This is a genomic window from Micromonospora sp. RV43 (assembly GCF_001029515.1).
Taxonomy (GTDB): domain Bacteria; phylum Actinomycetota; class Actinomycetes; order Mycobacteriales; family Micromonosporaceae; genus Micromonospora; species Micromonospora aurantiaca.
Genome location: NZ_LEKG01000124.1, coordinates 1 through 22,795, shown reverse-complemented (window position 1 = coordinate 22,795; position 22,795 = coordinate 1). Strand labels below are relative to the sequence as shown.

Genomic DNA, 22,795 nt, shown 5'->3' with positions numbered 1-22,795 from the left:
CGCCCCACCCGGGGCCGGTCGGCGCCGCGCCGCGCGGCGACCCCAGGTCGCACCGCACCAACCCGCACCACACCTTCCCCGCAACCGACCCACGCACCCAGTGGGCCGGTCATCTCCGCGCGCCCTGACGCGCCCACCTCACAAGGAGGACACCTCATGGCCAAGAACGCGACCCGCAAGGTCACCGAGCCTGCTGTCACTTCGGCGGCGACGATCCGCACCATGATCGTCTGTGTGCCGAGCGACCTGCCCCGCGAGTCCCTGACCGCACACCAGCTCGACCGCAACTTCGGCGTGCAGGGCACGCTGTCGCCCCGCTTCTGGGCCAGCCCCGCGGTGCACTTGTGGCAGCGCAGCCAGATGTTCGGACTGCGTAAGGGCCGTCCTGCCTACTGCGCCGGCGGACCGGCGCGACTGCTCGACCTGACCGGCATGCGCCACGCCGCCGCCGTCGGGGCGGGCATCCGCCACCAACTGTTCAACCGCGCCGTGCACGGCACCCGCAACGCCAATCCGTGGCACGTCTACGAGGCCCGCCACCTGGCGAACCCGCAGGAGTACCCGCGGGACAAGGCCGTAGCGGACTTCACCAACCAGCCCCGGGTCAACGCGATCCGGATGCACAACGCCGCCACCTACGGCGCCGGGCAAATCGCCCTCAACGAACTGGAGATGTACCAGGCCGGCTGCATGGCCTACCAGCACCACAGCGCCCTGACCGCCCTAGCGGGCGACGCGCTGATCACCGCCGAAGGGGCGAAGCTGGCCCCGGCCAGCGACGCCATGGCCGACCGGGTGACCTACCTCGACCAGGCCAACCGCCTGCTCGCTGCCATCGACCCCGACCAGCGACTGCTCGCCGTCGCACTCTGACCCCGCCGGACAGGAAGGAAACACCCCTGATGGGCCGCGTCATGTTCCTGCTCGACGAGGTCGAGCACCTCGCCGACGCCTGCGTCCGCGCCCAGCGCCGCAGCGCGGCGAACGGCGAGGCACCCCACCCGGCGCCACCGGCGCTGCGCGTAATGCACGACGAGTTCCACCAGATCTATCTGACCGGCGCCAGCACCTACACGGGCGACAGTCACCGCCTGCGTCCCGTCACTTCCAGCCTCGCTGGCTGGCGGGAGACACCGGTGCTCGCCGGTGAGCTCACCGGCAGGCGCTACCGACGGCTGCACCCGGGCCGTCTCGGCGACATCCCGCTGTACGGGCCGCAGCACCACCTGCTGCACCTCATCCAGTCCGGCGTCGACGCCGGCTGGAGCACCTTCGTCGTCGACTACCTCGACGACACCGTCATCCCCGGCGTCGGCCGCGGGCGCTTCCACGCCCCGCGCTGACACACCTGCCGGAACCGGCCGGGCCAGCAGCCGCCATCGGTGTACCCGAAGGAGGCGCGCTGCTGCCCGGTCGGCTCCGCCAACCACTTCACGCCCCGCTCTCGGAGTGGGAGGGGACCGGCCCAGCATGAGACTCCGGTCTCCCGGTTCACGCTCATCCCCGACACCGTCCGGGAGTTCGCCGAGCCGCGGCGCAGCACGCCGACCCCGTCGACGACCGGGACGACCTACTGATCGCCCCCTGCCGTCGCGCCCGGCCAGGCACCGACCTCATCGAGCAGCTCCGCCGCAAGCAGCACTGGCCATGGTGCCTTGACCATCGCCACTTGCGATGACCAGCGCAACCGTTCCGGCCATCCACGTGTCCGAGGCGCCGCACCTCGCCTGAGCCCGCCGGCCGCCCCAGGCGGGGGCGCCGACTGCGCTACTTGGCCGGGCGAGACGGCCGCTCTTTCCCTCTTCCGGGTCCAGCGCGGCCTCGGATCCGGCGAGCGCCTGTCACCAGGTCGTGGTCACACCCCCACCCAAAGCCAGCGGCGACCAATCCCTGGTCGCCGCCGTCACCCTGTCTGAAGGGACAAAGCAACATGACCCAACTCCCGATCTGCCCCGTGTGCACCGAGCCGGTGACAGACCAGCCCGCCGAGGACTGGACCAGCGCCTACCGCGGCGGCGCCGCCCCGTGGTGGCATCTGGCGGACAACACGCCTATCTGCGCGGCTGCCGACGGCAGCTACGCCCAGGCGGCCTTCGTCGAGGACGGGCTCCCGGTCGACAGTGAGACCGGCAGCTGGATTGACGCGATGGGCCACCTGTTCGCGATCGAGGGCCCCTACAACCCGGCCCGGCTGGGCAGCGCCATCACCGCAGCCGAGCACCTCATGCGCTGGCTGCACACGGCCACCGGGCCATTCAGCGCGATGCTAGCCCTCCCGACGCCCTCCGACGTCGCGTCCCTGATCGGGCACCTGCACCGCACCACGCGGCTGCTCGCCCGGGTGCACGCACAGACCGGGTCCTACCTGCTCGACCAGGCCAGCCAGGCACACTTCACCGGCCTCGACGACGACAGCGAGGTACGCGACGAGGTCATCGACGTCGGCACGTGGCTGCAGGTCGCAGCCAACTGGTCCGCCCAGGCGGCGCAGGAGACAGGTGCCGCCTGGTCCAGCGCACGCAAGATCGCTGCCCTGACCACCTCCGCCGGGCGAAGAGGCGAGGAGGGATCGCCCGCCACCACCGCCGGCATTGAGCCCCCGGAGGAGCAGCAGTGACCAGCGGCAGCGCCCACGCCGGCGAAGGCGCCGACACGCCGCGGGACACGGCACTGACCGACCGCAGCTTCGGCGTGCGCAGGGGAGGCTACGACCTTAGCGGGATCCCGCCGCGCCGGCGGCAGGTCCTCGACGACCTGGGCGCCGGCCGCCGCGACCCGGACCCCGGCCGGTCGGCGCCACGCCGGCCGAGACCAGCCGATCTGGTTCCGCCGTGGCGGTGCCCCGGCCGCCCGCGAGCGCAGGGTGCCCGGCTCGACCCGGTCGAGTGGCCGGTGGCGGTGGCCGATGCCCACTGCTGACTACACGCCGCCGCGAGGCAGCACGGCCCTGTTCTCCGGCCGGTGGCTGCGCTACGAACCGGTCCCCGGCTTCCACCGCTACTACGAGGGCTACCTCGCGACGGTGACCGGCTGGTGGAACGGCGCCTTCGAACTCACCCTCGACCGCGAGGCGGTGACCGCCCTCGCCCAGACGTTCGCCGCGATGGGCAACTACGTCGGCGGTGACTGGCACACCGTCGACTTCGACGGGCACACCCTCACCGTCGCCCGGCCGGTGTCCCTCGGCGGCGGCGTCCACCTCGTGCAGCCCACCGCAGGGCGGTACCGGATCGGCTGGGGCCTGCCGTGGCGCCCGGTCGACCCGAGCCGCTGCGACCGCGTCTTCGGCCACCCGTAGCCGCCCGACCCAGCACCACGGGGCGCGCAAGGCCCCGGCCGAGCGTCGACGCGTCGGCGGGATCCGGTCATCGCACTTGATCTCGAAGCGCCGTCGAAGCGTGCATGGAAGCACGCCACATCCCGGCATATCGAACAGCAGCCCCAAGGGGAGGACAGATGGACCACACAACCGGCCAGACTCCGGCGCCCAGCGCCCTGGACAAGGTCGCCGCAGCTCTGGCAGAACTCGGCCAGGAAACGGCCGCCGCGATCGCACAGCGCGCCGGCGTCGGCTACTCGACGGCCACCAAGCGGCTTCGCAAGCTGGAGGAAGACGGCCAGGCCGAACCGTTCCGCGCCGCCGACGGCCGCACGCTCTGGCGGCACACCGCGAACGCGGCGGCCAGCACTGACAGCGGCGACCCGCCGGCCGCCACGACCGACGCCAGCGGCGACCCGCCCCACGCACCCGCACCGAGCGACGACGACGCGAACGCGCCTCAGGGATCGGACGAGCCCCCCGCACCAGCGCAGGAGACGGGCGCCGCCGTAGCGGCGGAATCCGACGACGGGTCAACCGGCATCCAGCCGGACGACGCACTCCCACCAACGCCGGACAGCGACGCGGATCGGCCGACCCCACAGGACCAGCCGGCTCAGGCGGACAGCGGCCTGAGCGAGGCGACAACCGACGCCGAGGCCACCCCGGCTGACGCCGAGGCTCCGGTCGCGGCCGACACATCTGGTGAGGCAGATTCCGAGCCGAGCACGGACCCGGAAGGCAGCGACGGCTCCACCGGGCCCAGCAGCCCAGCCGAGGCTGCGAGCGCGTCGGGTGGCGGGAATCCACGCCGGTCCAAGGGCAGCCTGCGCGGGGCCATCCTCGACGTGCTCGAAGCTCATCCCGACCAGGCGTTCAAGACCAGCCAGCTGTGCAAGGCCATCGACAAGGCCAATGAGGGCAGCGGCTCGGCCAAGGCCAGCGCGGGCGCGGTCGTCAACGCCGTGCACAAGCTTGTCGCCGACAACCTCGCCGTCCAGGTGGTCGAGAAGCCAGCGGCCTTCCAACTCGCCCCGAAAACCAACTAACCCGTTGATCTGGTAGCCCGGGGCGGGCGTCGAACTTGGCGGCTCACGCCCGCCCCGGTGCTCCTTCACCGACAAGGAGCGACATCGAGTGTCTCATCTGACCTCCTACCTGACCGCGGCCGGCGGAGTCCTCGCCGGTCTCGCCGTCGCAGCGGCACTGCTCGTCCGGCAGCGGCGGATCATTTATCACCAGCGACAGGCGCTGGCCGCCCGCGACCGCGACCGGTCGCACTGGCACCGGCTGGCCACGCGCAACGACACGACCGGCCTGCCGAACCGGCGGGCCCTGTGGACCCACCTCGAGGCCACGTTCTCGCTCGGGGAACCGCTAGGGCTCGTCCTCATCGACCTCGACCGGTTCAAGCAGGTCAACGACACCTACGGCCACGAGCACGGCAACGACCTGCTGCACGAGGTCGGGCGCCGCCTCAGCGTTCTCGGTCCGTCGGTCGCCCTGGCCGCGCACCTGTCTGGCGACGAGTTCGCCCTCGTCGTGCACGGCGACGACGGCGAGGTCGAGACCGCCGCCCAGGCCGCCCACCGGCGCATCTCGAAGCGCCCCTACGAGATCGCCGCCCAGCAAGTCACCGTCACCGCCAGCGTCGGCTACGCCGCCGCCGAACCCGGCATGTCGCCCCGCGACCTCCTGCACGCCGCCGACCAGGCCATGTACCTGGCCAAACGCAAGCGCTGCGGCATCCGCGCCCACGACCCTCACCACGCCACGCCGCCGTGTCCCGTCACCCGCTACCGGGACCTGCGGTAACACGCACCCGGCGCAGCACTCAGCCTCCGCAACCACCTGGAGCCCCGCAGGCCGATCGGCCTGCGGGGCTTCGCGTCCGTCAAGGAGCCGATCCCCGTGATGTCCTTCAACGCCGTCCACACCCTGACCGGGTGCCTGCTGAACATCGAGGCCGGCACTGACCTTCGCGGCTGGGGCCGCCCGCCTCTCCTGCTGCTCGTGCAGGACCGGCCGGTGCCAGCAGCACCTAACGGCACGAGGCGCCAGATGCGCGCCGTGCACCTACCGCTGAACGACACCCACATGGGCCGCTACCGCGCTGGACTCGCCGATCTCCTGCCGGATCTCGCCGCCGCGCTCGAGGTCAACCAGCCGGTCGCCAGGCCCGCCCTGGCCGCCTGCGTCGACATCAGCCTGATCGCGGACCTCCTCGCCGATCCCACTCCCGGACTTCGACTGTTGGCCTGGGCCGTCTGCTACGAGGACGTCCTCGTCGAGCCCGACGACCTGCACGAGATCCGGCGCATCGACGCGGTCGACGCCGACCGCCGCGGCTACCAGATCACGAGGCTGCGGGGCGATGCGCAGCCCGTGGTCTGCATCGACGATCAGCTCGACCACGACGGCACGGCGACCATCCGCCCTGGACTGGCGCGCCTCGTCGAGACGACGTGCCGGCCCGGCTGATCCACGCCGACGCCCTCCTGACAGCCGCCGACGCCAAGCCGACAACCGCCCCTCCCGACCTTGTCCCCGCGCGTCGAGCGCAGTGCCCTCCACACCACTTCCGGTAGACGACTTGACCTTGGCCGAGAGAAGAGCGTCGATCACACCGGTCACTGTTTCGAGCCGGCCATCAGGCACAACACGCTCGGCCTTGGTCGGACGGTGACCCTGCCCCGGAACCCGACGAAAGGTCACCCGCCATGCCTGACCGCAGCCGAATCCGCCCGTCTCACCGCGCCCTGCTCCCCGGCGACGTCACCGACCCCCTGCTGTGGCGGCTGGCCGTGGACGTCCTCACCGCCCACCAACCCGGGCCCGGCGACCGGTGCGCCAACCTGCAGTGCGCCGACCAGGTCGGGCCGTGTTCGGCCGCCCGGCAGGCACAACGGGCGATGCGCGCCGCGCGACGGCCACGCCTGCCGCAGCCGACTCCTAGCCGGGAACGAGCGCCACAGCGGCCAGTCCGCAACTCCGGCGGATTCGTCGGCTGGTTCACCGCCGGTCTCGCCGCCACCGCCACGCACCTGCGATCGCGGATTCCGCAGCGGCTGCCTCGCCGAGTTCCCGGCGCGACCCTGACCGCCGCGTACGCCGCGTAGGTCCAGCCCACGCCGCAACCCCCCACACGCCACGCGAACCCGATCAGGACGAGGAGCCCCATGACCTTCCGTACCGAGACCAGCCTCGTCGGATACGCCCGAGCCGCCGTCGAGATGAAGACCCGTATGCACGAGTACTGCGCCAGCACCGCCGGCGGCGAGTACACCCGAGCCTTCGTCGAGACCCTCCTCGCCAGCCTTCCCGACGACGACACCGCTTACGCCCACCAGGAACTCGTCGGCGTCATCAACCGTGCCAACAGCGCAGTGTGGGCACAGAGTGAGGCATACGTCCTCGCCCCCGCCATGACCGCCGTCGTCGCGGCAGCGGCCCAAGCCCTCGACCTCACCGGCGACCTGCTCACCGCCGACGCCGCCCCCACCGACAGCGGCGTGCTCTTCCTGCCCGAACCGATCTACCACCGCAACCTGATCGGCCAGGTCAGCGGAATCGCCGCGATCACGTGGGCCACCATCGCCTCCCCCAGCGGACGGTCATGGCTGATCTGCGGCTGGGCCGACCGGGACGACCCCGAGGACCCCCACGCCGCCCGCATCCAGGGCTACGCCCACCAGGATCCGACGCTACGGTCCCGGCTGGGTCCGTACGTGCTGACGAACCTGGACAGGCTGCCGATCGCGGCGCCCGTGCCCGCCGTCGCGCCCCCGGACGTCGACGAGCCCGACCGCGACTGGGAGACCGCACCCGACGGCCGGTGCGTGATCGCCGACGCCGCCGCCCGCACCCGCGTCTGCGCGGCGATCGCCTACGCGTTCTGGCGCATCCAGGCCCAACCCATCAGCGTCGCCGCGCCCGCGCCACTGGACCGGCCCGCGCGCCGCCGCGCCGCCCGCGCCCGCATCGTGCACGACACACGCGTCGTGATGCTGCGGCGCACCTCAGCGTTGACCGAACCCGCCGACGGACCCGCCAGGTGGCACTACCGCGTCCGGTTCGTCGTACGCGGTTATGGCGCCGCCTGACCGACAAGCACGGGCTGGCGCGCCGGATCTGGATACACGCCCACATCAAGGGACCGGGCGACGCGCCGCTGCTGCACGGCGAGAAAGTCGCCGTCCTTGCCCGCTAGCCGCAGCACCCAACCGACACCGACGACCGCGTGGCCCACCACGGCCGCGCGGTCGTCGCCGTGCCCGTACCTCGACACCACCCCAGCACGAGGAGACAGACCCGTGGGAACCCCCTGCTACGTCGGCGCCGCCGACCCCGCCCAGCCGAGCATCGTCCGCGCCCGCTACGTCCATGCCGACGGCTACCCCTCATCTCTTATCCCGCAGCTGCGCGGCATCTGGGCCAGCACCGCCCACCGCGACACCACAGCCCTCATCAACGCGGTCCTCGCCCACGACTGGGACCACCTCGAAGCCGACGTCACGCCCGGCCCGGCGTCGGTGCCTGGCCGACACCCGGTCGCGGGAGTCGGCGTGACGCTCGACGACACCAGCCAGGAGCCGGCCACCGTCTTCCCACTTCACCGCGCCACCGACCTCGCCGCCTCGTGGATCTACCTGATCAACCCCGCCGACGACACCGTCACCGTGCACAGCGACGACGGCGACCCAGTCGGCGCCTACCCCCTCGACTGACGAGCCAGGAGAACCGCCGTGCCCAGCTCCGCGCCCCGCAACCGGCCGCAGCCAGCCACGCCGGACCACACCGCCGCCACGCGAGCACGCCGAACCCGCCGTCCCAGTACCGGCCGCCGGAGGCCCGGATGAAGCTCCGATCCCTGGTGTCGCTCGCCGTCGCGCTCGTCGCTGTGGTCATCCTCTGCGCCGGCGGCCTCGGCGGATTCCTCGGCGGCAACGCCGCCGCCGGATGCATCCCCGCGTCCGCATCGCCCGCCGCATCACCATCACCGTCGACGTCCCCGCTCGGACCGCCCGCCGGGTGGCCGGCGATCGGTGACTGGGACAGCGACCAGGTCGGCAACGCCGCCGCGATAGTCACCACCGGCGCCCGCCTCGGGCTACCCGCCCGCGGCTGGGTGATCGCGGTCGCCACCGCCATGCAGGAGAGCACGCTACGCAACCTGGCCGGCGGCGACCGCGACTCGGTCGGGCTGTTCCAGCAGCGCCCCAGCCAAGGGTGGGGCAGCCCCGCCCAACTCCAGGACCCCGTCTACGCGTCGGAGAAGTTCTTCGGCAAGCTGGTCACGATCAGCGGCTGGCAGACCATGCCGCTCACCGAGGCCGCCCAGGCCGTGCAGGTCAGCGCCTTCCCCGACGCCTACGCGAAATGGGAGACACCGGCCACCCAGCTGGTCACCGCGATCGCCGACACCGCCGGCCTCCCCACCGACGGCCTGGCCGGGTGCGGGGCCACCGGCCCGTGGACGCAGCCGGTCCTCGCCCCTGTCGGATCAGGGTTCCGTACCGGTGACCGGCCGGGCCACGACGGCGTCGACCTCAGCGCCCCGCGCGGCACCGTCATCCGCGCCGCGTCCGCCGGGACCGTCCGCACCGTGCGCTGCAACGCCGTCCACGCCGACACCGGCGCCGAATGGGGCTGCGACCGCGACGGCCACCCCGACCTCACGCGCGGGTGCGGCTGGTACGTCGACATCGACCACGCCGGTGGCCTGCTCACCCGCTACTGCCACATGGACCAACCCCCGATGGTCACGATCGGGCAGCCGGTCGCCGCCGGCCAGCCCATCGGCGTCGTCGGCTCCACCGGCCACAGCTCCGGCCCGCACCTGCACTACGAGGTGCACCACAACGGCGATGCCAGCCCGAACGGCGCGATCGACCCGGTGTCCTTCATGGCGGCTCAGAACGCCCCGCTCGGCACAAGGCCCTAGAGGCGCTGCCGGCGGATCCATGGCACCCAAGCTCGGCTGCCGTCCCGCCCGGGGACGACCGCCGCAACCCCACATTGAGGAGGAAAGGCACGTGAGCACACCCACGCTGATCGGCGTTGCCGCGTTTCGCGGCAGGTACACCGCCCGCTTGATCCAGTTCGGCGAGGGTCCGGAGGTTCTGGTGCCGCTGCTGCGCCGGATCTGGACCGACACGTTCGGTCGTGACACCGACGCCATGGCCGCCGCGCTGCTGGCCCGCGACTGGTGGTCCCTTGCGATCAACCCCAAGGCCCGGCGCTGGGACCGGCAGCCGCCCGTGCCCGGGCTGGGCTACCCGGTCGTCACCGAGGACGACGCGATCCGGCGGGGCTCGCTGCGGGAGCACCTCGACGGGTTCCTCGAGTGGCTGTATCTGCTGCACCTCGACCAGCGGCGGCTGGTGGTGTACGAGGCGACGGTCCACGGCCGTTGGCTGCGGCACAGCGCCCACCACCTCGACCCGGTCGAGGACCTGTTCGTCACCACACCCGCCCTCGACGGCGGCCCGGAGATGACGGTGTGCACCGTCTGCGGCGCGGTCGACGAGATCGACCACGTCGAGGTGCCGTCCATGGCCGGCTACGGCTACGACACCGCCACCAGCTGCACCCGCTGCGGCTCCTCGGTCGCCACCGACCCGATGTTCGGCGACCACGTCGTCCGCAAGCCCTGGCCGCCGCAGCAGCCCGCCACCGGTGACGCGACGGGCAGCGCCAGGTGAACACCGACCACATGCCCGCTCCGGCCGCCGATAACGGCCGCCCTTCCACCGACCCCGACGACCGATCGGAGACCACCATGACCAGCTATAAGGCCGGCCAGCGTGTCGTCCTGGTCCGCACCAGCGACCCGCACACCCTGCTGCGCCCCGGAGACACCGGCACCGTCCGCCGCCACGACCAGCGGCACAACATCGTCGAGGTCACCTGGGACAGCGGCTCGACACTGTCGATGTGCCTCGACGCCGGCGACCGCATCGCACCGGTCACCACCACCCCGCCTCGCCCCGGCGGCCTGGTCGGCGAGGCCACCCGATGGGCCGCCGCGCTGCAGCGGATGCGCGCCGCCGGCACCGAGGCCGGACGCACCGCCGCCGAGTGGTGGGCGCAGGACACCATCGGCGCCCGCGTCGGCGGCGACACCCGCCTGGCCGCGCGCCGAATCCTCGCCGGCATTGCGGACGGCGATCCCGCCGTCCTCGACGCCCTGCCCCACTTCTCCTCGGCGGGAGAGTCGGTCGACATCGCCGGGTGGGAGCTGTTCGCCGACGCCACCGGCGACACCACGGGCTGGTTCGGGCTGCGCATCCAGCAGCGCGACGAGGCGATGGCCGTCTACCGCGACGCCTACGACACCGCCGCCACCGACCGCGTCGCGGACCTGTCTCACCTCGCGGCCAGCCCCACCGGCCGCGACGTGTCCCACCTGCACCCCGACCGGGTCCGTATCGGCGACGTCGGCGTGTTCGCAGGCGACTGGGCGCGCACCACCGGCCCCGACGGCGACGACCGGATCGAGGTCGGGTTCGTCGGCACCCTGATCGACCACTGGAACGGGTGGGCGGTGTTCTCCTGCACCCGCCCGGTGGCGGAGGCGATCGTCGCCGACCAGCAGCGCCACCGCGACCGGTACCGCGACCGCCTGCGTGAGCAGGGCGTGCCGGCCGACGACCTGGACCGGCGGGTCGACGCGGATCTGGCCGACCTGTCCTTCGACGGCGACGTCATCGTCGCCGACCAGCGCGCGCTGTCCGACGACCCGGACGCCATCGAACGCATCACCCCCGACGGCGACGGCCGGTACGTGGTGATGGGCCGCAGCTGGTGCTGGGAGGCCGTCGACCCGTACGCCTGCGACCGGATCGTCGGCGACCTGCCCGACACCGACCAGGCATAGGCCGGCACCCCCAACCAGACCCCGCCGCGCCTGCCGAGGCTGAGCCGAATTCGGCGGCGGCATCCGACACACCCCACGACAGGCAAGACCAACAGGAAGGAAACCCAGTGACCGTCCGTACCCAAGAGGAGATCGTCACCCGGATCTGGGCTCTGCGGGCCGACCGCGGGGACATCTTCGGCTTCCGCGAGGAGGTGCTCGTGGAGGCACTCGACCTCGACCACGCCCGCCAGGTCATCGCCCCCCGACACCCAGGCGAGTGGACCCAGCGGGTCGACCACGAGACCTACGCCCGGGACTACCTGCGATTCGCCGTCGGGAAGATCCTCGACCACCGCAGCAACTCGGCGAGCCGGTCGGTGGACAAGCTCAGCGAACTCGCCTGGCTCCTCGGCCGCGACGACATCGTGGCGGCGATGGACCACCCCGGCTACCCGATGTACGGGGCGCCCAAGGTCAAGGCGTTCGCCGACGGGTTCGGCTGGCCGTTCCTCGACGACCTCGACGGCGACGACAGGCTGGCCCTGGCCCGGATGGCCGAGGGACAGCAGTGCGACCCGCAGGGCTGCGAACGGGGCTGCGCCGACTGACCACGAGCCCGCCGCCAGCACCACCTCCCGCTGCCACGGTGCACACGTAGTCAGCCGGCGCTCCCGCACCCGCGCACCCATTCGACTTGATCGATTGGCCTGGCGGAGGTTCCATCGTCGGCGCCGACACCGCCCGCGCGGCCTCGACACCGACCAGCACGTACCAGCGGCGACCTGACGTGTCGCCGTAACCCTTCAGCACCACCAGGGGTGGGGTCGCCGACCTGCCCGGCCCCGATGAGGGCCGGCAGGGGTTGACCCCGCCCGTCTCCGCTGTGCGGTACCCACCGCCCGCGCACCCGGAGACGGGTGCGCGGGCCCGACCCCGAATCGAGGCAATCCCATGACCACACCACACCCACCGGCAGGTTCACCGCAGAACGATCCGGCCCCGACCAGCGGCACCGCCACTCCCACCACCGGCGCGGGCTCCGGCCGGTCCGGCTACCTCTACCGCAAGGTCGCCCTGCACCTGGCCGACCACGCCGACCAGATTCTCAAGGTCGGCGAGATCACCCGGGCGATCGGGGCACCGTCGTCCGGGGCGGTGTTCGAGGCGCTGAAGAAGATGGCCGCCGCCGGGCACGCCACCCACCACCGCGACCCGCACCACCGCTTCCAAATCACCCAGGCCGGCATCGACGCCGCCGGCACCCTCCCACCCGCCGCGCCCCGCACCCGCTCCAGCAGCGGTACCGGTAGTGGCCGGCAGTCCCGGCCCGCGCCGGTACCGCGACCGAACGGGACGCTGTACCACCCGCGTCGGCTCGGCCGGGGCTGGGACGTCGAGGAACTACGGCGGCTGCGTACCCAGCAGGTGCCCGTGCTGCTGTACGGGCCGCCCGGCACCGGCAAGACCGCCATGGTCGAGGCGGCGTTCCCCGACCTGCTGACCGTCGCCGGCACCGGCGACACCGTCGTCGACGACTTCCTCGGCTCCTACAACCCGATCCCCGGCGGCGGCTACGAGTTCGTCCACGGCCCCCTCGTGACCGCGATGCGGGAGGGGCGGGTGCTGCTGGTCGACGACGCCACCCTCATCCCACCCCGCGTCCTGGCAGTGCTGTACCCGGCCATGGACGGCCGCGGCGTCATCACCATCCCCGCATACGGCAACGAGACCGTGCAGGCCCTCGACGGGTTCTACATCGTCGCCGGCCACAACCCGGGCGTGCACGGCGCGGTCCTCACCGAGGCCCTGGCCTCCCGGTTCACCGTCCACCTGCACGTCACCACCGACTGGGACCTCGCCCGCCAACTCGGCGTCCCCAAACCGGTCGTGGCCGCCGCGATCGACCTCAACGCCGACCTCGCCGCCGGCAAGACCGTGTGGGCGCCGCAGCTACGCGAACTGCTCGGCTTCGTCAAAGTCCGCGACCACCTGGGCATGACCGCCGCCCTGGCGAACCTGGCCGGCATCGCCCCCGAGGACGCCCGCGACGACGTCACCGCCGCCCTGTCCCGACACACCGGCACGCCCATCACCGCGCTCGCCCTCGGCAAGCGCTAACCGCCGCCCACCCCTTCTGGAAGGAGCCCATCCGTGTCACACCCCAGCACCCACCTACAGCAGGGCGCACCGCCGACGCCGGCCGGCGCCAGCGACTGGCATGACTGGTCCGCGGCGTGGACCCAGCACGTCCCGCTGCTGACCGGCCGTACCGACCTCACCGTCCTCGTCGCCCCCGGTGCCGCCGGGGACGCACCCGAGTGCTTCTACCCCGCCCTGAACCGGATCGAGGTCGACGCCACCTACATCGCCGACCGGCCCGACGTCACCGACCCGACGAAGGCCCGGCACAAGCGGATCGTGCCCACCGGCTACGGGCTGCTCGTGCACGGCGCCGCGCACGCCGCGCACAGCCGCTGGACCACCCCGCCCGGCACCCGGCCGATCCTCGCGGCTGTCGCCGACATGCTGGAGGAATCCCGGGCTGAAGGACGCCAACGCGCCCGCCGCCGGGGCGACCGCCGTTGGCTGCGCCACGTCGTGACGACCCTCCTCGACCCCGAGGACGCGGCCGTCGACGACGCGTGGCACGCCGGGCAACTCGCCGCCCTGCTGCTGGCCCGCGTCGACGCCCGCATCGTCACCAGCAAAGACGTCCGCCCGGTCCGGGCCGCCGTCACCGGCGTCCTCGGACGCAAACGCCTGCGGCAACTGCGGGACATCTGGCGCGAGGCCCACACCTGCGACGACACCGACGCCGACACCATGATCTGCCTGGCCCGTCGGTGGTGTCAGGTCCTCGGCATCGACGCCGACCAGCAGTACGACACCCCCGTACCGGACGCCGGCCTGTTCCCCGGCCGCCTCGCCGCGGCCCTCGTCGACTACCTCGCCGTCGCCGCCGGCGTCACCCCGGCCGAGTACGCCGCGGCGCTGCTGGCCTACCGGCACAGCCCACCGTCGGAGTGGGACCGCCGGGACCCGACAGAGCAGGAACACCACGCGGCCCGCGACCTCGCCAACCGGCTGCGGCAAGCCCGCACCCAACACCCCGAACCCGGCCGGCGGCCCTCCGCGATCCCACCCGGCCGGCTGCGCACCCGGCAGGCCATCACCGCCGAAGCACAAATCGCCGCCGGGCAACTCCCGACCGCCGCCCCGTGGCAGCAACGCGCCCAGCTGCCACCGGAGAAACCCCGTCTGCACCTGGCCGTCCTGGTCGACCTGTCCGGATCGATGGACCGCTACACCGACGCGATGTCGTCGGCCGCGTGGATCTTCGCCAACGCGGCACGCCGCGCCGACGCGACGACCACCACCATCGGTTTCGGCGACCGCACCACCGTCCTGGTACCCCCACGCACCCGCCCCACGCAGGTGCTGACCATGCGCACCGGCCTCGCCACCGCCACCTTCCCGGAAGCGGTCAAGGTCGCCGACCAACTCCTCGACCTACGCCACGGCCGCACCCTGCGGATGCTCGCCGTCGTCTCCGACGGCTACCTCGACGACATCCCCGCCGGCCAACAACTCGTCACCACCCTGCACCAGGCCGGCTGTGCCGTGCTGTGGCTGCACCCCGCCGACCCGCTCGCCGACAGCGAACTGACCGGCACCGACCAGATGTGGAGGCACACCTTCACGCACACCACCACCCTCACTGTCGCCGATCCCGTCGAGGCCGTCGCGGCGATCGCCGACGCCGCCGTCGCCGCGCTCGCCCAGGCCTAAGCCCAGCCGAGCCGTTCGGCGACCGGCCAGTCCCACCCCCGCGCCGCGGCGCTGCAACGGCCGTGGCCGGGCAGCGCCGCGCGCGGCCACCTTCAACGACGTACCCAAGCCCCGCAGAGGCGGGCTGCCGCCGGCAACCCGCCACGTCTCGCGGGGCCGGCAGCGGACGGCCCTCGCCGCCGGTCGGCGACTTGACCATCCCGCGCCATCGAAGCGTCCATGCATCGCGTCCCCAATGACCCGGTGGGCCAGGTCCGGACGCGATACGACGCCGCCCATCACAAGGAGCTCATCCCATGCGTTTCGGCACCGACAACGACCACCCCTTCGACACCGACAACCGCGCCTGGCGACGTCTCGGCGACGTCACCAGCGAACACTTCGACGTGATCACCTGGACCCGCGACCCGGACGGACGGCCGGTCCTGCTCACCCTGGGCGACCTGCGAACCGGGGACATGATCACCCTCGCCGTCCTGGACTCCCTGGAGATCCGCGACCCGTATGCGCTGCTCGCCGTTCACACCGGCAGCGAACTCGCCGCCCACGGCCCCACCAGCGGCGCCGAAGCAGCCCGCTCCCTCGCCCCCATGCTCGCGCTCGACAGCACCACACTCGCCGTGACCAAACCCGTGCCGCTGCACGACCCCGCCACCACAGCCCTACCCGCCACCTGCTGGGTCGACCTGCCCACCACCCTCGCCGCGGCCCTACGGCCCGCCCTCGACGACGCCCGCACCGCCGTCCTCGTGCTGCTCGACCGCACCGACGGCTGGCTCGCCGCCGTCGGCCCGTTCCCCACCCACGCCGCCGCCGACACGTGGCAACCCGACGGCGGACCCGGCCGCGCAGCCGACCGGCTCATCGTGCCGCTGCACCCGGTCACCCTCCAGGAGGCCCAGCCGTGACCAGCACCCGACCCCTGGCACACCCAGAGCTTCCGCCGATCGTGGCCCTCGACGTCGACGGCGTCCTCAACCCCGCCAACCCGGCCCGCGCCGCAGCGCTCGGCTACCAGCCGCACCGCTACGACGGGCCCGGACCCGACGGGCAGCACGCGGTCGGCACCGTCTGGCTTCACCCCGACCACGGGCCATGGCTGCGGGAACTGGCCGACCACGCCCAACCGGTGTGGTGCACCAGCTGGAACCACCTCGCCGCCCAATGGATCGCCCCACGACTGGACCTGCCGACCACCTGGCCGCACGTCCCCGTCCACGCGGGCGGTGTCCGCTTCGGCCACCAGAGCAAACTCTCCGCCCTCTACCCCTGGGCCACGCGGCGGACACTCGCCGTCCTCGACGACGAGTTCGGCGGCAAGGACCCCACCACCGCCGACCAGCGCACCCGCGACGGCGCACCCACCCTGCTCCACCCCGTCGACCCGTCTCACGGGCTGCGCCGCGCCGACATCGACACGGTGCTCACCTGGCTGCGCCGGCTCTGACCAGGCCACACCGGCGCCGCCCGGGCGCCGAGGCCCTCCGCTCACTCGGATTCGTGGGGCCCGCATCGACGGATGCGGGCCCCACGCCGTTACGCCAAGGAGTTGGTGATGGACAGCATGTTCGATCCCGCCGACGAACCGGGTACCGACCGGTCACCGCGACTCAGCGTCGGCGACCCGGACCTGCGCAAGACCCGCCTGCTCGCCCGCGAGTGCTCCACCTGCATCTTCAAGCCCGGCAACCCGATGCACCTCGACCCCGGCCGACTCAAGCAGATGGTCGCCGAGGCGCGGGGTGCGGCGGGATACATCATCTGCCACTCCACACTGCCCTACGCCGATAGTCCGGTCCCGCCCGCGGTCTGCCGCGGATTCGCCGACCGCTACCGCACCTGGCAACTCCAGGTCATGGAACGGCTCTGGGGCTTCGTCGACGTCGAGCCACCCGACCCGGACTCCACCCGTACGCCCGAATGACCAGGAGACAGCACGTGCCCAACACCGATGACTTCCTCCAACGCCAAGAACGGATCATCGACACCACCGGCTGGGCCGTCACCCACGTCCTGCCCACCAACGACGACCCCGACACCACCGCCCCGTTCGCCTACACCGTCGGGCTCACCGCCCACGACTACCCCGAACTGATCACCGCCGGACTGCCACCCGAGGTCGCCCACAGCCTGCTCAACGACCTTGCCCGCCGGGTCTACGACAAGGCCGAACGGTTCACCCACGGCCAGCGCATCAGCGACCTCATCGCCGGCTACGACGCGATCATCATCGACGGACCACCCACCGACGAGCTGCTGCCCGCGATGGCGATCAACCGCTACGGCCGCCACCAGATCCGCCTCCAGCAGCTCGTGTGGCCCGACCGGCAGGGCCGATTCCCCTGGGACAACGGGTACGACTTCGACCCGCAGGCACAGCCGCTCATCGCCCAGCTGTAACAGACGCCAGCTGCCGCCGGGATCCGGGCGCCCCTACCGGCGCTCGGATTCCGGCCACGACCGGATGCGCTCGCCTATGTCGGCTCGGGCTGTGTCGCCATCGACGTCAACGCCGTCACTGGGGTCAACACCGGTAGTCAGTTACTGAGCATTAGCGAGTGCCCGGCCCCTCCCGGTGGTTGGGCAGGCATGGAGTGAAAAGGCGGGGTCTTTCGTCGTCCGCCGTGCCGTGCGTTCGGATAGTCCGCGTGGTCTCGGCCAGCTCGCTGCCGTCGTCACCCCACAGCCGCCCGGATCCTCGCCGACGCGGCAAGGACCGGCTACCCATAGCAATGGGGCACTGAACATCCGCGCTCGAGCGTCCGCAAGTCTGTTCGTCGCTGCTTGGCGCCTCTTGCTCTATTCTCCGTTCACAGCGATACTGCGGTTCGACCGCAGCGCGCGGCGAGACCTGGCATCTGCGGAGGCCTATCGTGCCTAATCACCACGACGATCTTCAGGCGTTTGCGACTCTTGAGTCCGAATTTCGGGCGGTATGTGAGATCGCGATCGAGACATGCCTCCGCCTCTCTCCGCCCTACCGGCCAACGGCATGGAAAGGGATGATTTCCACCCTGGGTGCAGCGGAGGCTGCGCGACGCTTGGTCGTTAGCGGGGACATCCAGACAGGCTTCGGTCGGCTTGTCCAAGCTGGTCGCCCCGAGCTAACTATCGAATGGGAGATCCTTAACCCAAGGTGGGATCCGTTATTCAGCGAGCAGCACCGAGCAGCCGCACGCTGGCGGCTTCAGCGAGCGGGCATCGAGCCGCCGAACCGCTAATCGCCGCCAGCACAGTTCGGCGAGTGGCTGCGGGGGGTCGCCGAGCTGAAAGACCAAATGGCAACAGCTCCGTAAGCGAATGTGAGAGATGTCCGACTACTACAAAGTCATCGTCGATGCCGGTCACGAACTTGCAGCGTCAACCAGGAACCTCGGCGCTTTAAGCTCGAATACTTTCAATGCTGCTCGCAGCCTCGGCCGCGTCGACTTGCTATCGGCGGATGCCGAAATAGCGAAGCTGCTTGCACAAAGCAAGCTGAAGGGCGTAATCATTGGGGCTGTCGCCACTGGCGGGATCATCGCAGTTGCCACCGGCGGGATTATCGCAGCAGTCAAGTCGGCGCCATACGTCAAGGACTGGTTCAACGATCTGAAGTCGAAGTCGAGTGGGAACTCCGAGATGAGCGAGGGCGAGAGTCAACCCGCCCTGGACGGCGCCGCCGCGAAGAACTTCTCGCAACAGGTAGAGGCCTCGCTGGACGACCTCCGGACCGATATGAGCAGCGAGGAAGCCCAACGGCGACTCGCGATGATCATGATCGCCGCGGCGTTCATCGCCGATCAGATGCGGACCCTATCCCGTGCTCGCGTCGAAGACGCCGACGCTGCGCCGGAACTGAAGAGCGCGCTGGAGAGACTCTCCGCCCTAGACCTCACGGACACCCTCAACCGGATGCTGGAGGCGAACTCCTCCCTGCTCAGCGACGAGACCACGGCCGCGCTCATGAAGATCTTCGAAGGCGGCCGTTTCATCGAGGGCGAATACCTGCCCCTGCGCAACGACAAGATCAAGGACGCGCTTCGCCTGACCGACGGCGAGGAGTGAACCGGAAAGACTCCTAAGGATCTGGCAGCACCGCCCCGCACTTTGAGCCGCACCCTGCCGGGTGCTTGCGCCAGCGGGCCCACAGGTTGCCGTGGCGCCGCCCCAAGGCACGAGGGTGGTCACGAGGCGCCAATTTGCTCGGCGACACGACTTGTGTCGTGCCCGTTCGCGGTTCGCGGCACGGGTGGCCAGTACCGGCGGACGGTGCGCTCGGACCGGCCGATTCTGGTGGCGATCTCGGCTGGGTGCAGGGACGGGTCCTGGCGATGCCAGTAGGCCACGGCCCCGGCGGTGTCGGGCGGCACCTTTGCGCTGCTTGTGCCATCGTCCGGGTCGGAATTTCGACCCTGGCCTTCGATAGAGTCCAACTCAATCTCTTGGGCAGCGCCCGGAGGGTTGGCCGTGTCCTGCTCGTCGGGATTCTCGACCGGCGTGCCTGGAGAGCCGGTGGTGCCGGACCTGCTGATTCCAGACCGGTCCGTGGCGTGGTGAGAGGGGTCCGCACCCCGCAACGGCGGCGTGTGCGGGGACGGTATGGCGTCCTTACCGGTCTGGACGAGGTGAGCGTCCTCGTGGTCGCGTGTATCGTCCTGCGGCAGCTCAGGTGCAACTTCCTCGGTGTCGCGCGCATCGGTCGGCGCGTGCACGGTGGCATCCGCATTCGAATGCTCGCCCTCGTCGCCGCGGATCGCAGCCTCCGGCCATTCCGGCGGCGATACGTCGAAGCCTCGTAACGTCTGCGCTGCACGGGGCGGCCCTGATACGAGGGCCGGTGCCCTCAGGCTCGGCGATTCGGCCGTCGGGGACGGCGTCTCCGTTGGCGTGGTGGCGGACTGCAGGCGGCCAACCTGACTGACGGAGGGGGTGCGGATCCGTCCAGCGATCTCGACCAGGCTGATGCTGGCTACGACGACGAGCCCGTCAACGGAGATGGGCAGCAGGTAGGAGGCGGCGGCGCCAGTTTCGCCGTATCGGGCGGCGACGCCGACCATGTGCCAGTAACTCACCCAGGCGGCGATGCCGGCGATGACGGCGGCGGCGATCAGCCGGGCGGCGGCCAGGCCGCGGCGATCGGCGGGGACGCGGGAGATGAGTTCGACGGTCAGCAGCAGTGCCAGCGGCGGCCACGCGGCGATGACCTGGCTGATGAGGTTCGGCCGGGCGTGTAGGACGTTCGCCGCGATCGACGCGGCGACGCCGAGGGCGAGCACGGCCCGCACGGCCCACCGCAGCCGGATCAGGTGCCGCGTGTCGACCTCCGCTACCTCCGGGGTACGGGCGGAGGTGTGCCGGGGTAGCGGTGTGGCGGTCATGCGGCAGCTCCGTCACCGGGCCGGGGCGCCGGCCGCAGGTCTGGTCGGCGGGCGGGACGCTGGACCTGGGCGACCAACTCGTCGGCCAAGGCGATGGTGTCGTCGCTGGGTTCGGCGTCGATCTCGCCGAGGGCGCGGGTCAGGGCGCGGCGCAGGCTGCGGATGGCGTCGAGGTGCCCGAGCGCGGCGCGGGCCCGCATCGCCTGCTGGTACAGCTCTTCCGCGTACGGGTTGTGGCCGATCGCGGCGTCCAGGACGGTGAGCTGCTCGGCGGGGTTGTCGGTGAGGGCGTCGGCGAGGGCGAGGTAGGTATCAAGTGCCTGCTGCCGGACGGCTTCGCGGTAGGGCTCGATCCATTCGTAGTCGGCGCCGTCGGCCAGGTGTCCGCGGTAGGTGTCGACCGCGCGGCGCAGCGCGGCGAGGCGCTCGGTTGGGTCGGTGGCCTGGTTGGCGTCGCGGATCGCGGCGCGCATGCGCCACAGGTCCACGTCGACGGCGTCGCGGTTGAGGACGTACCGCTGGTGGGGGTGGGTGAGGTAGGTGCCGCGTCCTGCGGTGCGGCGCATGATGGTGCGCAGGTCGGACACGTAGGTGTAGAGCCGGCCGGGTGCTTTGTTGGCGGGGGCGTCGGGGAGCAGGTCGTCGAGGATCGCCTCGGCGGAGGCGTCGCCGTCGTGCACGGCCAGGTAGACGAGCACTTCGAGGGATTTCTTGCGCAGCGTCGGCCCTGGCGGCACGTCGACGATCGCGGCGGTGCCCAGGACGGAGACCTGCACCCTCCCGTGGCTGGTCTCCTGGCTTTTCTCGGCCGCGCCGTCGGTGTCCGGTTCCTCCACGGCGGGCGGGGGCGCACCGTCGCGGGCAGTGTCCGCGCCGCCGGCATGGGCGTCGGTGGGCGGAGCTGTCTGGGTGGCCGGGGCGGTCTCGCTGCTGGCGCTGCCCGCTGTTGTTGTCGGGGCGGCGGGCACGGGCTCCGGGCCGGATGCCGGCAGGTGGTCACCCTCGCGGACGGGGACGTCGGCTGGCGCCGGCTCGGTGTCGGGAGAAGGTTGCGCATCGGGTGCGGCGTTCGTGGCCTGGGCGGTGGTGACGGGTTCGATCGGGGCGGGAGTCTGCGGCTGGCCGGTGTGGGATTCGGCGAGGGTGACGAGCAGGTCGCTGGTCTCGGACGGGGTGAGGACGGCCAGTCGGCCGATGTCGGCCGGGTGGCCACCGTGGCGGGAGCCTTCCCCCTGGGCGCGGCTCGTGGTGCCGTCTTCGGCGACGACGACGGTGTCGCCGTCGGGCCATGCGCCCAGCAGCACGCCGTGGATGTCAAGGCGCTGGCCCTGGGCGAGGAGCGCGGCGATACGGGTGCGCTGGTGGCGGGTGTCGGCGTCGGCCAGCAGCAGGACTGGCGGCATCGGCTCCCCGGTCGGGTCCGCCGCGCGGGCCTCGGCGGCGGTGTCGACCTCGTGGGCGTAGGCGATGCGGCTGCGGTGCAGGGTCTGCGCCTCGAGCAGGTCGAGTGCCTCGTCCAGGCCACCGGTGACGGTCAGCCGCGGGGTGCGGGGCAGCGCGACGGCACCGGCGCCGAGCAGCGTCGCCGCGGTCGCTGATGGCATGACCAACCAGGTGCGGTCTTCTGGTGCGTCGAGGCCCCCGGCGGCCAGGGCGGCGGCCATGAACCCGCGGGCGGCGGCCTCCGCGCCGGGACCGGTGAGCCCCAGGCCGGCAGGCGGCCAGACCGCGGCGAGCGGGTGCGCCAGCGACGGCACCACCGGGCGGAGCGCAGTGTCGTCTCCTGCGCGCGGGTCCGCGGCAGGCGCCGGCTTTCCGTGGTCGTCCTCGTCGTCGAGACCGGCGTCGTCGAGGGCGCCGTTCTGGTCGTGCCGCCCGGCGATCTCCGGACGATCGTCGTCGAGCAGGCCGGCGTCCTGATCGGAGGTGTCAGGGCTGTCCGGTACGGAGGGCTTGTCGTCCGCTTCGGTGCCGTCGGGGTCGGTGAACAGCCCGAGGTCGTCATCCGGACCGTCGAGGCTGGCCGGGTCGGTGGGGGTCGTGGTGGCGTGGCGCAGGCGGCGGCGGATCTGGTTCACCACGGGCGGCATGGGCGCCACGTCGGGGTCGTCCAGGCGCAGGTCGGCCGACACGGGCCGGCGGGTGTAGCGGCGGCGGCGGTGGGCCCAGACGAGGGCGACGGCCGCGAGGATCGCGGCGACGAGCCCGGCGTCGAGCCAGCTGCCGGTGCCGAGTGAGACACCGGGTGACGCCTCCGTTTGCGGCCCGGGTGTCTGCTGCCCGTTGACCGAGGGGCGGGGCGTCGTCGAGCCTCCGGAGGCCGACGGCTGCTCAGCGGGCGCGGTGGAGACCGGCGGCGAGGGGACGTGGACTATGCCGTCATCACCGTCGTGCGGTGCCGGGGTGATGGAGCCTGTCGGCGGTCTCGCGGACGGCGCGTCGGGTGGCGGCTGGGTGGGTTGGTTG

General features: G+C 72.0%; 24 protein-coding genes. 22 read left to right on the top strand and 2 right to left on the bottom strand.

Features of this window, described 5'->3' with window-relative positions; all coding sequences use genetic code 11:
• Nucleotides 1-156 precede the first annotated feature (156 nt).
• The 22 genes from ABD52_RS25725 (at nucleotide 157) to ABD52_RS25615 (ending at nucleotide 19,016) form a co-directional block, all read left to right on the top strand.
• A complete protein-coding gene (locus tag ABD52_RS25725) occupies nucleotides 157-873 on the top strand; it encodes a hypothetical protein (protein ID WP_013289200.1) in 717 nt (238 codons plus the stop codon).
• Between the two features lie 29 nt (nucleotides 874-902).
• Nucleotides 903-1,343 carry a hypothetical protein gene (locus tag ABD52_RS25720; protein ID WP_013289199.1) on the top strand — a complete coding sequence of 147 codons (441 nt, stop codon included), beginning with the start codon at nucleotides 903-905 and terminating at the stop codon, nucleotides 1,341-1,343.
• A 587-nt stretch (nucleotides 1,344-1,930) separates the two neighbouring features.
• A complete protein-coding gene (locus tag ABD52_RS25710) occupies nucleotides 1,931-2,617 on the top strand; it encodes a hypothetical protein (RefSeq protein WP_013289198.1) in 687 nt (228 codons plus the stop codon).
• The gene (locus ABD52_RS25705; protein ID WP_013289197.1) at nucleotides 2,614-2,919 is read left to right on the top strand and encodes a hypothetical protein; all 306 of its coding nucleotides are present in this window, start codon (nucleotides 2,614-2,616) and stop codon (nucleotides 2,917-2,919) included. Before ABD52_RS25710 ends, ABD52_RS25705 begins: the two co-directional genes overlap by 4 nt.
• Nucleotides 2,906-3,298, top strand: a complete 393-nt coding sequence (locus tag ABD52_RS25700) for a hypothetical protein (protein ID WP_013289196.1) — start codon at nucleotides 2,906-2,908, stop codon at nucleotides 3,296-3,298. Before ABD52_RS25705 ends, ABD52_RS25700 begins: the two co-directional genes overlap by 14 nt.
• A gap of 158 nt (nucleotides 3,299-3,456) precedes the next feature.
• Nucleotides 3,457-4,368 (top strand): hypothetical protein, encoded by a 912-nt coding sequence (locus ABD52_RS25695; protein ID WP_013289195.1) that lies wholly within the window; start codon nucleotides 3,457-3,459, stop codon nucleotides 4,366-4,368.
• 88 nt (nucleotides 4,369-4,456) lie between these two features.
• A complete protein-coding gene (locus ABD52_RS25690; RefSeq protein WP_013289194.1) occupies nucleotides 4,457-5,134 on the top strand; it encodes a GGDEF domain-containing protein in 678 nt (225 codons plus the stop codon).
• Between the two features lie 99 nt (nucleotides 5,135-5,233).
• The gene (locus tag ABD52_RS25685; protein WP_235437554.1) at nucleotides 5,234-5,800 is read left to right on the top strand and encodes a hypothetical protein; all 567 of its coding nucleotides are present in this window, start codon (nucleotides 5,234-5,236) and stop codon (nucleotides 5,798-5,800) included.
• Nucleotides 5,801-6,039: 239 nt separating this feature from the next.
• Entirely contained in the window at nucleotides 6,040-6,438 is a 399-nt protein-coding gene (locus tag ABD52_RS25680) for a hypothetical protein (RefSeq protein WP_013289192.1), read from the top strand.
• 60 nt (nucleotides 6,439-6,498) lie between these two features.
• A complete protein-coding gene (locus ABD52_RS25675) occupies nucleotides 6,499-7,422 on the top strand; it encodes a hypothetical protein (RefSeq protein WP_013289191.1) in 924 nt (307 codons plus the stop codon).
• 210 nt (nucleotides 7,423-7,632) lie between these two features.
• The gene (locus ABD52_RS25670; RefSeq protein WP_013289190.1) at nucleotides 7,633-8,046 is read left to right on the top strand and encodes a hypothetical protein; all 414 of its coding nucleotides are present in this window, start codon (nucleotides 7,633-7,635) and stop codon (nucleotides 8,044-8,046) included.
• Between the two features lie 128 nt (nucleotides 8,047-8,174).
• Nucleotides 8,175-9,263, top strand: a complete 1,089-nt coding sequence (locus ABD52_RS25665; RefSeq protein WP_013289189.1) for a M23 family metallopeptidase — start codon at nucleotides 8,175-8,177, stop codon at nucleotides 9,261-9,263.
• A gap of 91 nt (nucleotides 9,264-9,354) precedes the next feature.
• On the top strand, nucleotides 9,355-10,023 hold the full coding sequence (locus ABD52_RS25660) for a hypothetical protein (RefSeq protein ID WP_013289188.1): 669 nt from the start codon (nucleotides 9,355-9,357) through the stop codon (nucleotides 10,021-10,023).
• Nucleotides 10,024-10,100: 77 nt separating this feature from the next.
• On the top strand, nucleotides 10,101-11,198 hold the full coding sequence (locus tag ABD52_RS25655) for a DUF4314 domain-containing protein (protein ID WP_013289187.1): 1,098 nt from the start codon (nucleotides 10,101-10,103) through the stop codon (nucleotides 11,196-11,198).
• Nucleotides 11,199-11,305: 107 nt separating this feature from the next.
• Complete coding sequence (locus ABD52_RS25650; RefSeq protein ID WP_013289186.1) at nucleotides 11,306-11,788, top strand: hypothetical protein; 483 nt, start codon at nucleotides 11,306-11,308, stop codon at nucleotides 11,786-11,788.
• Nucleotides 11,789-12,131: 343 nt separating this feature from the next.
• On the top strand, nucleotides 12,132-13,298 hold the full coding sequence (locus tag ABD52_RS25645; protein ID WP_047893512.1) for an AAA family ATPase: 1,167 nt from the start codon (nucleotides 12,132-12,134) through the stop codon (nucleotides 13,296-13,298).
• Nucleotides 13,299-13,331: 33 nt separating this feature from the next.
• Nucleotides 13,332-14,969 carry a VWA domain-containing protein gene (locus ABD52_RS25640; RefSeq protein WP_047893511.1) on the top strand — a complete coding sequence of 546 codons (1,638 nt, stop codon included), beginning with the start codon at nucleotides 13,332-13,334 and terminating at the stop codon, nucleotides 14,967-14,969.
• 296 nt (nucleotides 14,970-15,265) lie between these two features.
• Nucleotides 15,266-15,877, top strand: coding sequence for a hypothetical protein (locus ABD52_RS25635; RefSeq protein ID WP_047893510.1), 612 nt, complete (start codon nucleotides 15,266-15,268; stop codon nucleotides 15,875-15,877).
• On the top strand, nucleotides 15,874-16,416 hold the full coding sequence (locus ABD52_RS25630) for a hypothetical protein (protein WP_053065489.1): 543 nt from the start codon (nucleotides 15,874-15,876) through the stop codon (nucleotides 16,414-16,416). The genes ABD52_RS25635 and ABD52_RS25630 overlap by 4 nt, the downstream gene beginning before the upstream one ends.
• A 108-nt stretch (nucleotides 16,417-16,524) precedes the next feature.
• Nucleotides 16,525-16,893: a hypothetical protein gene (locus ABD52_RS25625; protein WP_047893509.1), complete on the top strand. Its 369-nt coding sequence runs from the start codon at nucleotides 16,525-16,527 to the stop codon at nucleotides 16,891-16,893.
• Between the two features lie 14 nt (nucleotides 16,894-16,907).
• On the top strand, nucleotides 16,908-17,369 hold the full coding sequence (locus tag ABD52_RS25620; protein ID WP_047893508.1) for a DUF4262 domain-containing protein: 462 nt from the start codon (nucleotides 16,908-16,910) through the stop codon (nucleotides 17,367-17,369).
• Nucleotides 17,370-18,278: 909 nt separating this feature from the next.
• Nucleotides 18,279-19,016 carry a hypothetical protein gene (locus ABD52_RS25615; protein WP_047893507.1) on the top strand — a complete coding sequence of 246 codons (738 nt, stop codon included), beginning with the start codon at nucleotides 18,279-18,281 and terminating at the stop codon, nucleotides 19,014-19,016.
• Nucleotides 19,017-19,135: 119 nt separating this feature from the next.
• Here ABD52_RS25615 and ABD52_RS38525 read toward each other — a convergent pair whose 3' ends face one another.
• Both ABD52_RS38525 and ABD52_RS25605 read right to left on the bottom strand, forming a co-directional pair.
• Nucleotides 19,136-20,329 (bottom strand): DUF2637 domain-containing protein, encoded by a 1,194-nt coding sequence (locus ABD52_RS38525; RefSeq protein WP_082171389.1) that lies wholly within the window; start codon nucleotides 20,327-20,329, stop codon nucleotides 19,136-19,138.
• Nucleotides 20,326-22,795: BTAD domain-containing putative transcriptional regulator (locus tag ABD52_RS25605; protein ID WP_053065488.1), on the bottom strand; the 2,470-nt coding region annotated here is incomplete at its 5' end. The genes ABD52_RS25605 and ABD52_RS38525, both read right to left, overlap by 4 nt.